Below are 16,017 nucleotides of genomic sequence, written 5' to 3' on the forward strand. Positions count from 1 at the left end.
CCGCAAGCTGCCATGTCCCGGACGCACACCTTCCAGGTCGATCTGCGTGGCCTCGTCGACCTCCTCTCGCGGCACCTGTACTCCAGCCCCAGGGTCTACCTGCGCGAGCTGCTGCAAAATGCGGTCGACGCCGTCACCGCCCGCAGGGCCGCCGACCCCGGCGCCCCCGCCGCCGTACGGCTGACTACGGCGGACGGCGGCCTGCGGGTCGAGGACAGCGGCGTCGGCCTGACCGAGGCCGAGATGCACCGGCTGCTCGCGACCATCGGCGGCAGCTCCAAGCGGGGCGGTCTGGAGGCGGCCCGCGCCGAGTTCCTCGGGCAGTTCGGCATCGGGCTGCTCGCCTGCTTCGTGGTCGCCGAGGAGATCCGCGTCGTCAGCCGCTCCGCCCGCGAGCCCGCGGCGCCGCCGGTGGAGTGGACCGCCCGTGAGGACGGCTCGTACACCGTCCGTACGCTGCCCGACAGCGCCCGCACCGAACCCGGCACCACCGTGCAGCTGACCGCGCGGGCCGACGCGGACGAGTGGCTCACCTCCGGGCGGGTCACCGAACTCGCCCGCCACTACGGCTCGCTGCTGCCCCACGACATCCGGGTGGACGGCCGGCCGGTCACCGCCCGCCCGGCCGTGTGGGAGCGCGCGTACCCGAGCCCGGCCGCCCGGCGGGCCGCACTCGCCGAGCACTGCCGGACCACGCTCGGCTTCACCCCGCTGGACAGCGTCGAGCTGGACATCCCGCTGGCCGGCCTGCGCGGCGTGGCGTACGTGCTGCCCGACGCGGTGAGCCCGGCACAGCGCGGCGCCCACCGGGTGCACCTCAAGGGCATGCTGCTGACCGAGCGGGCCGACGGGCTGCTGCCGGACTGGGCGTTCTTCGTGCGCTGCGTCCTGGACAGCGACAGCCTGCGCCCCACGGCGTCCCGCGAGAGCCTGTACGAGGACGAGACCCTGGCCGCCGTGCGGGACGCGCTCGGCACCCGGTTGCGCGACTGGCTCACCTCCCTCGCCGCCGGCGACCAGGAACGGCTCACCCGGTTCCTGGCCGTGCACCACACCGGGGTGCGCTCGCTCGCCCGGCACGACCGGGAGCTGCTCACCGTGATGCTGCCGTGGCTGCCGTTCGAGACGACCGACGGCCGGCTGTCGCTGGAGGAGTTCGCACGCCGCCACCCGGCCGTGCACTTCACACGCACCGCCGAGGAGTTCCGCCAGATCGCCGCGATCGCCGCAGCGCAGGGCATCGGCGTCGTCAACGGCGGCTACACGTACGACACCGAGCTGGTCGAACTGCTGCCGACGGTGCACCCGGGCACCACGGTCGCCGAACTCGACCCCGACACCGTCACCGCCCACCTCGACCCGGTCGACGCAGCCGAGGAACTGGCGCTCGCGGGCTTCCTGGCCACGGCGCGCGCCACGCTCGCGCCCCTCGACTGCGACGTGGTCCTGCGCACCTTCCGGCCCGTCACCGTGCCCGTCCTGTACCTCGACGGCCGCGACGCCCGGCACGAGCGGGCCAGGGCCGAGGAACAGGAGGCGTCCGACGGCCTGTGGTCGGGCATCCTCGGGGCACTGCGCGGAGCCGGCGAGCCGCGCGCCAGGCTCGTTCTCAACCACGTCAACCCACTGATCGTCAGAGCGGGTTCGCTTGCCGACCCGGAGCAGGTCCGCACCGCCGTCGAGGCCCTCTACGGGCAGGCGCTGCTCATGGCCCGCCGTCCGCTGCGCCCCACCGACTCGGCCCTGCTCAACCGCGCCTTCCTGGGGCTGCTGGACTGGGCGGTTCCCCCCACCGGCGGTGCCCCGGACCCGTCCGACCGACCCACCGGAGACACGGCATGACCGCCCGCACCGTCGACGAGATCCGCAGCGACGTCTACGCCGCCGACGACCTGCCCTACGGCTCCGCGCGCAGCGCCCACGTCGAGGCGCTCACCGACGAGGCGGCGGCCACCGGCGAACGTCCCCTCCTGGTCGAGGCGTTGTGCTGCCTCACGGACTCGTACACCTTCAGTGCCGAGAGCCACAAGTCGTTCGTGCCGTTCGCGCGACTGCTGCGGATGTGGGACGAGGATCCCGGCGACTTCGACGAGACCGACACCGAGCGGCTCTTCTGGATGTTCAAGTGGATCACCGCCGAGGCGCGCAACCAGCCTCAGGTGCCGCTCTCCTCTCTGGAGGGGTGGCTCGCGGAGATGCGACGCCGCTACCGGGCGGCCGGCCACTCCCCCCGGGCCGTGTACTCCTGCGAGGTGTCCGTCGCCCGCCACCTGGGGGACCGGGAGCGGATGCTGGCGGCGTACACCCGGTGGCTGGGCAGCGACCGCGACGCCATGTCCGACTGCCAGGCCTGCGAGCACGACGAGATGGGTCAGCTGACCCGGGACCTCGACGACGCGGCCTCCCTCGAACGGTGGGGTCCCGTCCTCGACGGCACCCACCACTGCAACCGGCAACCGCACGAGGTGCTCGCCTGGTCACTGCTCCCGCTGGTCCGCCTCGGCCGTCTCGACGAGGCCCGCGCCCACCATCTGCGCGGCTACCGGATGGTGCGGGGCGACGAGGCACTGGGCGCCGCCGTCGCCGCTCACATCGAGTTCTGCGCGCTGACCGGCAACGAGCCGCGCGGCCTGGAGATCCTCGCCGAGCAGTCGGCGCGCTGGGGCCACGAGGGCGATCCGCTGGCCCGGCTGCACTGGCTGGAGGCGGTCGCCCTGCTGGCCCGCCGCCTGGTCGACCACGGCCACGCGGAGCGGCCGGTGCCCGGACCGGACGGCTCCGAGTGGACCGCGGCCCGGCTGCGCGCCCACGTCACCGACGAGGCCTACGACCTCGCGGCCCGCTTCGACACCCGCAACGGCAACCGGCACATCTCCGACTGCACCCACCGCCGCATCACCGCCGAACCACTCCTCGCCGCCCTGCCGCTGGGCCTGCGCACGGAGATCATCGCGCGTCCGGCTCCCGGTCCGGTCCAGGCCTCCGGGACCGTGCCGGGCCCGGGGGGACGTGCCACGGACGACGTCGGGAAGGATACGGACGAGCTCGTCGCCGAGGCGCGGCACCGCAGTGAGCTGGCCCACCCGGCGGCGTGGCAGGCGTGGGACGCCGCCGAGCGGGCCGGCGCCCGGCTGTCCGACGCCGACCAGGGGGATGCCCTGGAGGCTCGCGCCGCCCTGCGCGCCCGTGAGTCCGGGCCCGGAAGCCTGCACGAACTGCTCACCGCGGCCGCCGACGCGCACGAACGGGCGGGGCACCCCGGCAAGGCCCTGCTGGCACGGGCCCGCGCGGTCCTCGGTTCCGGCATCCAGGAGGACGGCGAGGTGCCGGCCGCCGCGCTCGCCCCGCTGGCCGAGCTGCACGACCGGCTCCTGTCCCTGCACGCCGCCGGGCGGGCGACCACCGAGCAGGTGGCGACGGTGCGGCTGCTCCACGCCCGCGTCCGGACGTCACTGCTCGACTCCGCAACCGGAACGCCCGACGGCGGCGAAGTGCCTCACGGCGCAGCGCCCGACGGTGGCGAAGAGCCCTGCGACGAAGCCGCCGCGGCCGCCCGTGACGCCGAAGCCGTCGCTCTCGAATCCGAGTTGGAGCGACTCGTCTTCTTCGTGCAGCAGCACATCGACGCGGCCTCCGCGTACACGGCGCTGGCCGGAGCCAGGGAGCTGCAGGCGCGGCTCGTCGGGCGACGGGCCACGACGCGCGCGATCTCGATGTGGAAGGACGCGATCGCGTATCACCGCAACGCCCGCCGCCCCTGGGCGGCGACGACCGCCGAACTCGGTCTCGCCCAGGCGCTCATGGAGAACGAGGAGTTCGACGCGGCCGCCGACCTCGTGCGCGGAGTCCTGGCGGACGAAGCCCGTACGACCCTGCTCGGCGCGCGCGAGAGGTCCCGGTTCTCCTTCGTCCTCGCGCACGCGGTGCCCGGCGACGAGGGTGCCGCGCCGCTCCTCGACGCCGCGCACCAGGCCGATCTGGCCGGTGAGAGCGGGACGCTAGGGGCGCTGGCCCGGCTGCGGCTGGCCGGACTGCACTGCCGGCGGGAGGCCTACGAGGAGGCGGCGACGATCCTGGAGTCCGTGCTCCCCGATCTCGTCGCGCCCGAGCACGGGCACCGCGAGAGCGACCTGGTACAGGCCCGCGTCTGGCTCGCCGAGAGCTACACCGCGACCGATGAGCCCCGCCTGGCCGCGGAGCAGTACGCGCTCGCCGCCGACACCGTTCAGCACTGGGCGGACCAGGGACACCACGCCATCCTCACCCACCGGGCGGCCGAGGCCCTGGCGGAGTCCGGCATGCCGCGCGAGTCCGCTCGGGCCTACGGCCGGGCCGCCGCACTGTGGCGGACCGTCGGCAACGACGGAGCCCTGGTACGCGCGTTGCGGGCCCGCGCCTGGCAGGAACTCGCCGCGGGGGAACCGGCCTCGGGCGACGCCGTCATGGCGGAGGCGGTGCACGAGAACGAGCGCGCCCTGCGGGAGGCCGAAGCCGCCGGGGCCGCCGAGGCGCGGGAGGAGCTGGGCCGGGAGCTGGGGCACACCCACCATCAGCGGGCCCGCCTGGTCCTGGACTCCGTCGAAGGGCCGCCGGACGAGACCGGGGGAGAGGAAGCGCTGCGGCACCTGGAACGGGCCAGCGCCGCGTTCCTGGCCTGCGGGGCGGCCGGCCTCCCGGACCACGGCCGCATCGAAGTCCTCGCCGCCGGCCTTGAGCTGTTCATCGGGCGGGCCGCGGCCGCGGCCGAACGCGCCCACGCCGTCACCAGGACACTGCGCGACGCCCCCGACCCGGACGGGACGCTGGCGGGGCTGACCGAGGAATGCGCCGAGATCAACGAGGCCGCCCGGCAGGCCCTGAGCGAGGAGTCCGACCGATGAGCGGCGGCGGTCCACGGGTCGTCGACGGCCGCTTCGAGCTGGTGCGCCGGCTCGGGGGCGGCGGCATGGGCACCGTGTGGCGCGCCCGTGACCTGGCGCTCCACCGCGACGTCGCCCTCAAGGAGGTACGCCCGCCGGGCGCCGACGAGGACATGGAGGGTGTCCGCACCCTGCGGGCCCGGGTGCTGAGGGAGGCCCGGGCTCTGGCCCGGGTCGAGCACCCTCATGTGGTCACCATCCACCACATCGTCGACGGTGGTGAGGGCACCTACCCGTGGCTGGTGATGGAACTGGTCACCGGCGGTTCGCTCCAGGACCGGCTGGACCGCGGCCGGATGACACCCCCGGACGCGGCCCGGCTCGGCCGGGACCTGCTGGCCGCCCTCGTCGCCGCGCACGCGCACGGCATCGAGCACCGCGACGTCAAGCCGGCGAACGTGCTGCTGCGCCCCGACGGCCGCCCGGTCCTCACCGACTTCGGCATCGCGGCCGTCCAGGAGTCCACCCGCCTGACCGCCACCGGCTCGGTCATCGGCTCGCCGGACTACATGGCGCCGGAGCGGGTCCGGGGCCGGGCGAGCGGTCCCCCCGCCGACCTGTGGTCGCTCGGCATGCTGCTGTACGTCGCCGTCGAGGGCCGGCACCCGCTGCGCCGGGACAGCACCCTGGCGACGCTCGCCGCCGTCCTCCACGACGAGGTGCCCGAGCCCCGGTACGCGGGGCCGCTGACCGGCGTCCTGATGGCACTGCTCGTGCACGATCCGGCGGCGCGTCCCGACGCGGCGGCTCTGGACCGGCAACTGGCGCGGGCGGCCGGGGAGCTGCCCGAGCCGGTCGACCGGTCGGAGACTCCGCAACCGGGCCCCGCCGGCGGTGACTGCATCGCCGCGCCGTCCGGCACCACGTCGTACCGGATCGCCCCGCCCGGCCCGGGACCGGGCGCCGAGCCGGGCCCTGCCGACGGAGCGGGCCCTGCCGACGAGGCGCGGGACACGCCCGTACCGCTTCGGGCCGGCCCGGCGTACCGGCCCTCTCGCCGGCGTGCGGCCCTCGCCGCCTTCGGCGTCGTCAGTCTCCTCGTCTCGATCGGCATCCCCGTCGGGCTCCTGGTGCGTTCGTGGCTCCCGGACGCGGGGGACGGCGGAGCGGCACGGACCTCGGCCACCGCCACACCGGCCTCGGCGGCTCCCCGCACCGCGACGTCCCCCGAGCAGAAGAACCTGTTGACGCCGGACGGCATCCGCATGGCCATCGCCAAATTGAAGCCGGTCATGGGCACGTCCAAGGCCACCAGCTTCGTCGTCCATGCGGACTCCGTCACCGCGCAGGCCCTCGTCAAGGGCAGCACCAAGCGCTACGACCGGTTCGCCTACAAGGGCGAAGACGTCGCCGTGCGCGACGGCATGGGGGGCACGGTACTCCCGGGGACCGTCGCCACCGACCTCGAGGACATCGACTGGGACGCCGTACCGAAGCTCCTGGAGCGCGCCGAGGCCGAACTCGACGTCGAACGGCCCACCAGCCGCTACCTCATGCTGAACCCCGCGTCGACCCTCTTCCGCACCGGACCCGGCATCAGCGTGTACCTGTCGGACGACCTCGGCTCCGCCTACCTGAAGGCCGACGCGGCCGGCAAGGTCATCGAGGTCCACCCTCAGGAGCGCTGACCCGCGCCACGAGCGCGGCCAGCGCAGCCCGGGAGCCGACACCGGTCTTGCGGTAGACGCGGGCCACATGGCTCTCGACGGTCCGCGTGCTGAGATGCAGCTTCTCGGCGACAGCCTGGTTGGTCAGTCCCGCCGCGACCAGGTCGGCGACCTCGCGCTCGCGGCGGGACAGCCCGGCCAGCACGTCCGGAGTGTCGGAAGCGGCGGGCCGCAGCCGGTCGGCGAGGGCGAGCAGCAGCACCGCTCCGCCGTCGGTGGCGATCCGGTGCCCCCGCCGCCACAGCGCCGCCGCCCCCGTGTCGTCTCCGGCCGCTGCCGCATGGGGAACGGCCAGCAGCGCACTGTGCGCCTCGCGCAGCCCGGCCCCGGACCGCAGGCTCATCTCGGCCGCGTCGGCGAACGCCCGAGCAGCGGCCTCCGGCCGGCCCCGCCGGCCCTCCACCATGCCGAGGGCCCGCAACGCGGCCCCGGTCTGCGTGGGCACGTCGAGCCGCCGCGCCTCGGCGGCCGCCAGGCGCGTCCAGTGCTCGGCGCCCGCGACATCACCGGTCGCCAGCGCCGAATCGACGAGAGGCTCAAGGAACATGGGCCGTACCGAGGGCTGTACCCGCGGCAGGTCGCGCCCGCCGCCCGCGCTCAACAGCACGTCCCGCACCCGGTGCGGATCGCCCGCCCCCTGAACGGCGTACGCGACCAGGCAGCGCGCCAGCGTGGCCCACCAGCCCTCGACCGCGCCCACGGCCGCGACCGCCTCCTCGGCCTCGGCGAGCACCTCCGGATCCCCCGGGGGTCGCGCCTGCAGCAGGACCGTGGCTCGCATCGCGAGGCTGAAGCCGAGCCGTTCACCGCCGCCCAGGGAGCGGGTCACGGCGACGGACTCGTCGGCGAGCGGAAGCGCCTCGCTCACCCGCCCCTGCTGGCAAAGGGCGTAGGCAGCACACAGGTTGAGCTGGGACACGGTGAACGGCCGTCGGCTGCGCCGGGCGATCTCGGTGCCCCGTGCGGCGTGCCGCAGCGCGTCCGGGAACCGGTCGAGGAAGACCTCGCTCCAGGCCAGCCGGACCATCGGTTCGCCGAGTCCGACCAGATCGGCGTCCGGGAGCACGTCGGTCAGTGCCGCACCCGCGTCGACGTACCGCCGCGCCGCGTCCGTCTGCCCCTCGTATGCCTCGCCCAGCGCGGCCAGCGTCAGTGCCTCGACCTCGCCGAGTCGGTCGCCGCGGCCCCGCGTCGCGTGCAGGGTGCGGGTCAACTTCTTGCGCACGAGGGGAAACCGGGTCGCGAACAGGGAGTGGTTGCCCCATTCGAGGACGAGCGCGTCGCGCTGCGGGGGAGGGGGCCCCGGCCGCCGGTCCAGCTCTCGGCGCAGCAGTGCGTCGGCCTCCGGGTAGCGGTACAGCTGCCGTTCCATCAGGGCGCACAACAGCACGGCGGCGGTGCGCAGTTCATCGCCGTCGGGGTCGGGCGGCCGGAGCGCGATCAGCTCGTGCAGCAGGTCGCGGCTCTCCTTCACCGCTCCGGCGGCACCGAGCGCGCGGGCGCGCAGCAGCATCAGCTCGCCGCGCGTGTCGCGATGCAGGCTCGGGTCCTCGGGCAGGAGCCGCAGCGCGGTGGCGAGCCGTCGCGCCGTGGCCGCGGGATCGGTGACGGCGGTCTGTACGGCGGCCTCGACGAGGACGGCACCCGCCTCCGGCTCCCACCGGTCCAGCGTTCGTTCGATGTGGTCGGCCCGGACCGAGGCGGGTGCGCCCGTTCCCCCCAGTGCGTCGGCGGCCCGCCGGTGCAGGTCGCGGCGCCGCCACGGGTCGAGCCCGTCGAGGACGAGCCGGGCGAAGACCGGATGGCGGGCCGCGAGGCCGTGCCCGTCGACGCCCGGCCGCACCAGGTCCCGGGCCATGACCGAACGCAGCGCCGTGACGAGTGCGGGCCCGTCGGTCCCGACGAGTGCCGCGGTGAGTTCGGTGGTGGCCTGCGCCCCGAGTACACAGACGGCCTCGACGACCTGTCGTTCGAGGGGCGCGAGGGGAGCCAGCTCGTCAAGGAGCACGGACAGGACCGAGAGGGCGGTGCCACCACCGGCTCCCGCCGCGGTCAGCGCCCGCAGGTACAGCGGATTGCCGGCACTCTCGGCGTACGCCGAGTCGGCACCGGGAGGGAACTCCCGGCGTCCCAGGGGGCCCACGTCCAGTCGGGCCACGGAACCCATGTCGGTGCCCCGGGCGAGGGCGGCGGACAGCGCCGGCGGTGACTGACGGACCCGCCGTGCGGTGACGATCAGCACGGGGGCCGCCACCGGGTGCCGCACCAGATGGTCGAGGAGCCGTACCGAGGCCGCGTCCGCCCAGTGCAGATCGTCCAGGACGATCACGAGCCCGGGCGGCGGCGTCCGGGCCAGGGCCCGTGCGACGTCCCGGGCGGAATGACGGGAGGTGAGCGCGGCCAGCACCGGAATCGACCGTGCCTCCTGCGCGCCGAGGTCGGTGAGCGCGTCGGTGAACGGCTGGAGTGGGCTGCTCCGCTCGGCCTCCGTGGCCCGGCCGCGCAGCACCACGTACCCCCGCTGCCGTGCACGCCGGGTGAACCGGCCCAGCAGGCGGCTCTTGCCGATGCCCGGCTCGCCGGTCACATCGACGACGGTCGGCCCGTCGTCGCCCGAGGCGTCGAGCAGGGTGTCGAGCGATGCCAGCTCCGTCGCTCTGCCGACGAAGGGAGCGGGGTGCGCGCGCTCCACCTGGGCCTCCCAGCCTCTCCCGTACCGATGACGAGCCCGGTACCGGAGGGTGGATCCTGTGCCACGGTGTCTCATCGGATGCTGTTTGTCCGGGTCAGGCTACATGTCATGGCCCTGTTGCCGCTGGGCGAGAAGGCGGTGCGCGGATTCACGGAAGCGGGCGACGAGCGGGTTGGCGTCCGCGAGGCGGGTGGCGACCACCACCTGGCAGGGTTCGACGGTGACCGTCAGCGGCGGCGCGGCGGGGTGTGTGCTGAGCACCGCCTGGTGAGCCGTGTGCAGGAGTACGCGAGGGCTGGGCAACCCGGAGCGCGGCGGCCGCCCGCGCGAAGTTCAGATGCTCGGCGACGACCGTGAAGTACCGCACCGGTCTCAGATCCAGGTCAGGGCCGGGGCGCCGGCGACGGGGGGCAGGACTTCGTCGGACATACCGGCAGGCTACCCGTCATGCGGATTCAGCATGACGGGGTGCGAAACAGGTCTTGGACACCTGATTCGGACGGTTGTTGACTCACCGGAGGCAGCAGTGGTGTCGATGCCCCCGGAGGCGGCCGAACAGACCAAGGCACAGATGGCGGCCGACAACCCCATGCTGCGCATGGGCACCTCCGTCGAGGTCGCCAGGGCGGTGGTGTTCCTCGCTTTCGACGCCACGTACACCACCGGCGCCGAACTCGCGGTGGACGGCGGCGGCTCCCAGCTCTGACGCCGAGCGCCGGGGAGCGGGACGGCCGCCCGGCCGCCGTCGAGGACTGACTGCTCGCCTGCCGCCGGCTTGGCAGCCGGGCCACCGCGCTCGGCATCGACGAGGCCCGTCTCGCCCCGGCCGGGCACAGCGGTGGCGGCGGCATCGCCACGGTGACCGCGCCATGGTCCGCGACGAGAACCTGATCTACCCGTGGCGACTGCTGGCGGGCGCCTGTCGCGCCCGAAAACCTGTTCGCCCCCAGACCGGGTGAGCGCGGCCTGCGTCCACGCATGGCACGGGTGGCTCCGGCGTCGGTTCACCGTTCGGCGACGCCGGGACGTACCCACTCACGGCCGGGAGCAGCGACCGGCCCCGGTCGCACGGTCCGGCGGGCGCCCGGGTGTCCCTAGGTGGTGTCCCCGAGCTGTATCCGGGCGGTTCCCGATGGTCTGCGGGCCGGTTGCCCGGTGAGCTGGACACATGAGCCGTCAGCAGCCATCTCGCCTTCTGCCCGCCGTCGCCGTTGTCGCCGCGCTCGGGATACTCGCCGCCATCCCCGCCTCGGCCGGTCCGCCGCAGCACTCCGCGCTCCGATTACCGCTGAAGAGTCAGCCACCGCTGGACCGGCCCCGGCACGCGCAGACCCAGGCCGTACTGAACGAGATCGTCGCCCAGGGCACCCCCGGCGTGACAGCCCGGGTGCGAGACGCGCACGGGTCGTGGATCGGCCGGGCCGGCGTCGCGGACCTGGCCTCCCAGCAGCCGCGGAACGTCCACGAGAGGTTCCGTATCGCCAGCGTGACCAAGACCTTCACCGCCACGGTGCTGCTCAAGCTGGAAGCCGAGGGCACGCTGTCGCTGGACGACAGTGTGGCGAAATGGCTGCCCGGGGTGATACGCGGCAAGGGTTACCGGGCGGAGCACATCACCCTGCGGCACTTGCTCAACCACACGAGCGGCATCTTCGACTACAACATGGACGAGGGCTTCCGTGCCCGGTACGCGGGGGACGAGTTCGAGCGGAACCGCCACGTCAGATGGCTCCCGGGAGAGCTGCTGGACATTGCGCTCGCCCACCCGCCCAACTTCCAACCCGAGCAGGGCAGCAAGCCAGGAAAACCTGGCGAGTGGGACTACTCCGACACCAACTACATCGTCGCCGGCATGGTCATCGAAAGCGCCACGGACGACACCTACGCGGAGGCCGTCGAGGACCTCGTCATTGATCCGCTCGGTCTACGGGGCACCAGTGTGCCCGGCCGCTCGCCCGCGCTGCCCTCACCGCACGCGACGCACTACTCCACACTCTTCGAGGACGGGCCGCAGGCCAGGGTGCGCGACGTCACCGAGTTCAGCCCCACGGTGGCCTTCTCCGCCGGACAGATGATCTCCACCACCGAAGACGTGAACACCTTCCTGTCCAAGCTGCTGGCCGGTGAACTGCTGCCACCCGCCCAGCAACGACAACTGCTCGACGCGGTCCCCGTCGACGGGGACAAGGGACACGGAGGCCCGCACGACACCTACGGCCTCGGCATACGGCACTTCGAGCTCGAAGCGGGGTGCTGGGCGTGGGGCCACGGCGGAATGATCCCCGGGTCGGCGACCCGGACGCTCGGCACGGCGGACGGACGGCACGTCATGACCATGAACCGCAACGGTGACTGGGGCGAGCAGCGACTGGAGGACGCGGCGGTCAGAGCCGAGTTCTGCGGGACCGGGCTTCCGTTCTGACCGGCCAGGCATCCCTGTCAGGACGGCACTCGCGCAGCGAAGCCTTGCCGGGTGTGGCCGAACATATGCTGGGCCGGGAGGACGCCGAGTGCGTCTTCGCCGGTGAGGCCGCCCCGCCCCGCACACGCCGACTCGTCTCCGACCGCACAGAGCACAGTGAGGTTCCCTTGTCCGATGATTCCCCGCGTCACGACGACACGACGGCCGAGGCTCACTGGCCCTCCGTGGTCAGTGCCACCGAGCTGTCCAACAGCTTCCTCGGCAACCTGATCGAGGTCTGCTTCGTCACCCGTGACCACCAGCGCACGATGGAGGGGCTGGTCCGCCTCGGCATCGGTCCGTGGCGGGTCTACACCTTCGACTCGCGCACCGTCACCCGGCGCACCTACCGGGGAGCGGAGGCGGACTACGCGATCAAGGTCTGTTTCGCCGATGTCGGCGACCTGGCCGTGGAGATCATGCAGCCCCTGTACGGTCCCTCGATCTTCCAGCAGTACCTCGACGAACACGGCGAGGGGATCCAGCACATCGCCTTCGACGTCAAGGGCCGGCCCTGGGAGGAGCGGATCGCCGACTTCGCCGGGCGCGGCTTCGCGATGAGCCAGTCGGGCCGGTTCATGGACCAGAACGCCTTCGCGTTCTTCGACACCGAGCAGGCCACCGGGACGACCTTCGAGACCTACGACATCCCGGACGGCTTCGTCTGGCCCGAACCCGAGGCATGGTTTCCCGCCCCGCCGCCGGACGGCCGGCAGCCCCCCGTGCGTGTGCAGGGCGAGGGCGACGGAAGCGGTGGTGACAGCTGATTGCGCTGCACCTCGCGGCGGAAGGGCCCGTCGAATCGACAAGATCCGGTGACCGGGCCCCGGGGCCCCGGAATGATCACTAGGATCCCCGGATGTCACAGAACCAGCAGGAGAACGCCGGGGACTTCCCGCTCCCCGCGGACGCGCCGACCGGGCTCGTCGCCGCGTTGCGCACCTGCCTCGCGCCGCTGAGGCCGGCGCAGGCCTTCGACGACGCGTTCGGCTACGTACTGCACGGCACGGGACCCGGGGTGCCGGCCGCCCTGGGCGAGTCCGCAGCCACGCCGTGGGGGGAGATGGTGTGCGGCGGGGGTCACGGGCCGCAGGACCGCGTCGCCGCCGTCGCGGAGTCGGAACCAGGATGGAGCCCGCAGGCCGCCGAAGCCGCTCGGCTCGTCGTCTACCGGGACGCCCCGGCCGGCCTGCTCGCCCGGTTCGGGCGGCTGTTGGGTGCGCTCACCGCTCGGGACCGGTCGGACTCCGCCACCTGGCTCGGCGTGCTGACCGACGATGTGCTGAAGGCCGTCGAATCCACGTCCACGGGCGCGGAGCAGGTGCGCGCACGCTGGACACCGGACCTCCTGAGCGAAGTCGCCCGGGCCGGTGGTGCGCCCGGCCGCACGCCCGTGCACGCCACGCTGGCGACGCTGCTGTACCTGGACCCCGGCACCAACTGGAACCGACGGTTCGACTTGCTGGGGACCGAGGCGGGCGACGCCTTCCTGGCCCGGCACACCGACGTGCTCACCGAGGTCGTCACCGCACCTGGGCGCGGTCACCGCAGACGTGTGACGCTCCGGTGCGCGCGCGACGCCGAACGACACATCGGTCTGCTCGCCGCACTGGCCGTCGACGAGGACCGCGCCGTGCGAGCCGAGGCACTCGCCGCGCTGGCCTGGCTCGACGGCCCCCGGCAGGTGGAAGTGCTGCGCCCGCACCTGCGGACCGCACCACCGGACCGACTCCCCGGTGTCCTGGAACGCCTGGCCGACCTCGACGGCGGTTACGCGGTGATCCGGGACGCGCTGGAGGCGGGGGACGGTCATCCGCTCGACGCGGAACGCGCTCGGTCGTTGCGCCGTACGGCCGACCGGGCGGCTCTGCTGGAGGGCCCCGGTGCCGTCGTCCCGGTGCCGCCGGTGGAGCCCCCGGGCGACGCCGGTCTGCTGGCGGAGCTGGACACCCGGGTCGCCGCCGTCCGCCTGGAGGGGGACGACTTCTGGCACGGCGTGGAGCAGTGGCTGGCGCGGATACCCGACGTCCGCGTGCTGCGGGACGCGCTGCGCAGGGCCGGGACGACGGACGCCGACCGCCGGGTGGCGGCACTTCTGACGGTCCGGATCATCGGGGCGCTCGGCCGGCCCCTCGGGGCGGTCCTGACGCCCGAGGACGCCGGGCGGTGGTGGCCGCTGTTCGCCGAGCGGCCGGACCTGGTGGCCGAGTACCTGGAGGGCTTCGACACCAGGAGGCACCCCGACCGCGAGGCCGTCGACACCGTTCACATGATGCTGAAGATCGTCGAGTGCTTCACGGCGGTTCCGGACACCCTCGTCCCTCGGCTGACCTCGATCGCACTCGGTGCCTCACGGCACCGCCTGGCCGCCCGCCGGGTGCTCGGCGACCACCCGGGGGCCCGGGCCGTCGCGCGGGCGGCCCTCGACGGCACGGAGCAGACGGCGCGCAGGTCGGCGGCGGAGTGGCTGGCCGGCCTGGGCGAGCCGGGCGTCGTACCGCCGGAGCCCGGCTGGGAGTTCGGTGACGGAGTGCTGGCCCCGGCCACCCGGGCCCTGCCCGCCGCGACGCTGTGGTGGCTGGACCGGTTCCGGGCCCAGGCCCTGGAACGAGGCGTCCCGGAACCGGAGGTGAACCGGTGGCTCGGGCTCGCCCGCCCGATGCTCAGGTCCGCTCCCGACGGCAGCGGGCCGGTGGTGGGCAGGCTCGGCGGTCCGCTGATGCTCCCGGCGGACGCCCCCACCCCCGGTGACACCTACGAGACGGCGGGTGAGGAGGACGAGGCGTACACCTCGGAGCACCAGCTGATCCTGACGCTGGACTTCGCCGCCGTCCCCAAGGGGGCGACCGACCTGCCGCTCCCGCCGGACGGCACGCTCCTGCTCTTCGTCGACGCCGACCTGGAGCCCTGGCCCGCGGGCGGCGCCGTGTACGTGCCGGCCGGGGTCCCGGTGGAGGAGCGGGAATCGTCCCCCGACTACGAGGTCTACGAGTACGACAGCCCGGAGGAGCTGGACGCCGAGTTGCGGCGAGTCGGCGACCTGCGGCTCGTGCCCGGCGTGTCCCTGCCGACCACACCGCCGGACAAGGAGATGCGCGCCCGGCACCCCCATGCCGATACGCTGCGGGAGATCTGGTCCGAGCAGACCGACGGCGGCGGCAGCTGGCAACTCGGCGGGCACGCCGCAAACTTCGACGACTACGGCGATCCGGTGGCCGGCTCCGCGGACCCGGACGACGGTGAACTCCTCTCGGACCCCGGCAACTGGGTCCTGCTCGCGCAGTGGGCGGGCTTCCCCATGTCGATCCTGTACTGGACCATCCCCCGTCAGGACCTGGCGGCACGCCGCTTCGACCGGGTCGCCGTCCAGATGCACGCCAATCCTTGACCCCGTCGGGTCGACCGACCGTGGCTCAGAACGGGCCGGCCAAGTCCGCGTCGAGGGCGTGCACCGCCGCCTCCAGCGTGGCGACCAGTGACCGCAAACGCTTGGGGTCGTAGCGGACGCTGGGCATCGACACCGACAGGCCGGCCAGCGCGGTGCCGTCCCGATCGCGCACCGGGACGCCGACGGCGGTCAGGCCCCGCTCGGAGCGCTCCTTGTTGACGGCGAACCCGTTGCGGCGCAGACGCCTCAGCTCGGTGCGCAGCCGGGCGAGGTCCGGCCGCTCGGCCGGACGGTCGCGGTAGCGCTCCGGCGCGTACACCTCGTCCAGCTCCTCGTCGGTGAGGTCGGCGAGCAGCAGCAGTCCCGCCGTCGTGCGGTGGGCCGGGAACACCATGCCCTCGCGGGAGCCCACCCGGAGCGCCTGGCGGCACTCGACGCTGGCGATGAAGCGCGCCGTGTCTCCGGTGCGCACGATCAGGTTCGTGGTCTCGTCCAGGAGGTTCACGACCCGGTGCAGATGCGGCAGGGCCGCGGCGCGCAGCCGCGACACCAGGGACTGGGAGTGCGCGGCCAGCTCCAGCACCGGCCCGGCGCGGTAGACGCGGTCCTCGCCCTGCACGGCGAAATCCCGGTACACGAGCATGGCCAGCAGCCGGTGGGCGGTCGACCTGGCCACGCCGAGGCGCTCGGCGATCTGCGACACGGTCGCCCCGCCCTCCATCTGCAGCACGGTCGCCGCCCGCAGCGCGTGGTCCACGCTCGCGATCGGGTAGGGCGGCGGTGTCTTGAGCGGCTTGTCCACGGTGGCCTCCAGATTCCGCACCACAGTCTCTGCCCACCAGATTCTGTCTTGCAGAATCTACAGGTTCTCCTGGCAGACGCGATGCACG

Annotated in this window: 9 protein-coding genes and 2 pseudogenes; 7 read left to right on the forward strand and 4 right to left on the reverse strand. The window is 73.8% G+C overall.

Annotated features, from left to right (window positions below; translation table 11 throughout):
- The first annotated feature begins 12 nt into the window (after window positions 1–12).
- Genes K7854_RS19430 through K7854_RS19440 form a run of 3 tightly spaced genes read left to right on the forward strand, consistent with a single transcriptional unit; the run spans window position 13 to window position 6,547 of the window.
- Window positions 13–1,842, forward strand: coding sequence for an HSP90 family protein (locus K7854_RS19430; RefSeq protein WP_226027803.1), 1,830 nt, complete (start codon window positions 13–15; stop codon window positions 1,840–1,842).
- Window positions 1,839–4,880, forward strand: a complete 3,042-nt coding sequence (locus K7854_RS19435; RefSeq protein ID WP_226027804.1) for a tetratricopeptide repeat protein — start codon at window positions 1,839–1,841, stop codon at window positions 4,878–4,880. Before K7854_RS19430 ends, K7854_RS19435 begins: the two co-directional genes overlap by 4 nt.
- A complete protein-coding gene (locus tag K7854_RS19440; RefSeq protein WP_226027805.1) occupies window positions 4,877–6,547 on the forward strand; it encodes a serine/threonine-protein kinase in 1,671 nt (556 codons plus the stop codon). Before K7854_RS19435 ends, K7854_RS19440 begins: the two co-directional genes overlap by 4 nt.
- Here the strand turns inward: K7854_RS19440 and K7854_RS19445 are convergent.
- The 3 genes and pseudogenes from K7854_RS19445 to K7854_RS19455 all read right to left on the reverse strand — a co-directional run.
- A complete protein-coding gene (locus K7854_RS19445; protein ID WP_226027806.1) occupies window positions 6,519–9,278 on the reverse strand; it encodes an AAA family ATPase in 2,760 nt (919 codons plus the stop codon). The genes K7854_RS19440 and K7854_RS19445 overlap by 29 nt on opposite strands.
- 99 nt (window positions 9,279–9,377) lie before the next feature.
- On the reverse strand, window positions 9,378–9,539 hold the full coding sequence (locus tag K7854_RS19450; RefSeq protein ID WP_226027807.1) for a hypothetical protein: 162 nt from the start codon (window positions 9,537–9,539) through the stop codon (window positions 9,378–9,380).
- Between the two features lie 28 nt (window positions 9,540–9,567).
- Window positions 9,568–9,707: pseudogene (locus K7854_RS19455) on the reverse strand (LysR family transcriptional regulator); the annotation flags it as partial.
- A 103-nt stretch (window positions 9,708–9,810) separates the two neighbouring features.
- On the opposite strand from K7854_RS19455, the pseudogene K7854_RS19460 reads away from it, so the two are divergent.
- The 4 genes and pseudogenes from K7854_RS19460 to K7854_RS19475 all read left to right on the forward strand — a co-directional run.
- A pseudogene (locus K7854_RS19460) lies at window positions 9,811–9,984 on the forward strand (SDR family oxidoreductase); the annotation flags it as partial.
- A 462-nt stretch (window positions 9,985–10,446) separates the two neighbouring features.
- Complete coding sequence (locus K7854_RS19465) at window positions 10,447–11,700, forward strand: serine hydrolase domain-containing protein (RefSeq protein ID WP_226027808.1); 1,254 nt, start codon at window positions 10,447–10,449, stop codon at window positions 11,698–11,700.
- A gap of 167 nt (window positions 11,701–11,867) precedes the next feature.
- Window positions 11,868–12,506 carry a VOC family protein gene (locus K7854_RS19470; RefSeq protein ID WP_226027809.1) on the forward strand — a complete coding sequence of 213 codons (639 nt, stop codon included), beginning with the start codon at window positions 11,868–11,870 and terminating at the stop codon, window positions 12,504–12,506.
- A gap of 92 nt (window positions 12,507–12,598) precedes the next feature.
- Window positions 12,599–15,127 carry a DUF1963 domain-containing protein gene (locus K7854_RS19475; RefSeq protein WP_226027810.1) on the forward strand — a complete coding sequence of 843 codons (2,529 nt, stop codon included), beginning with the start codon at window positions 12,599–12,601 and terminating at the stop codon, window positions 15,125–15,127.
- A 25-nt stretch (window positions 15,128–15,152) separates the two neighbouring features.
- On the opposite strand, the gene K7854_RS19480 is transcribed toward K7854_RS19475, so the two are convergent.
- A complete protein-coding gene (locus tag K7854_RS19480) occupies window positions 15,153–15,929 on the reverse strand; it encodes an IclR family transcriptional regulator (RefSeq protein WP_226027811.1) in 777 nt (258 codons plus the stop codon).
- Window positions 15,930–16,017 lie beyond the last annotated feature (88 nt).

The organism is Streptomyces hyderabadensis, assembly GCF_020404845.1.
Classification (GTDB): Bacteria; Actinomycetota; Actinomycetes; order Streptomycetales; family Streptomycetaceae; genus Streptomyces; species Streptomyces hyderabadensis.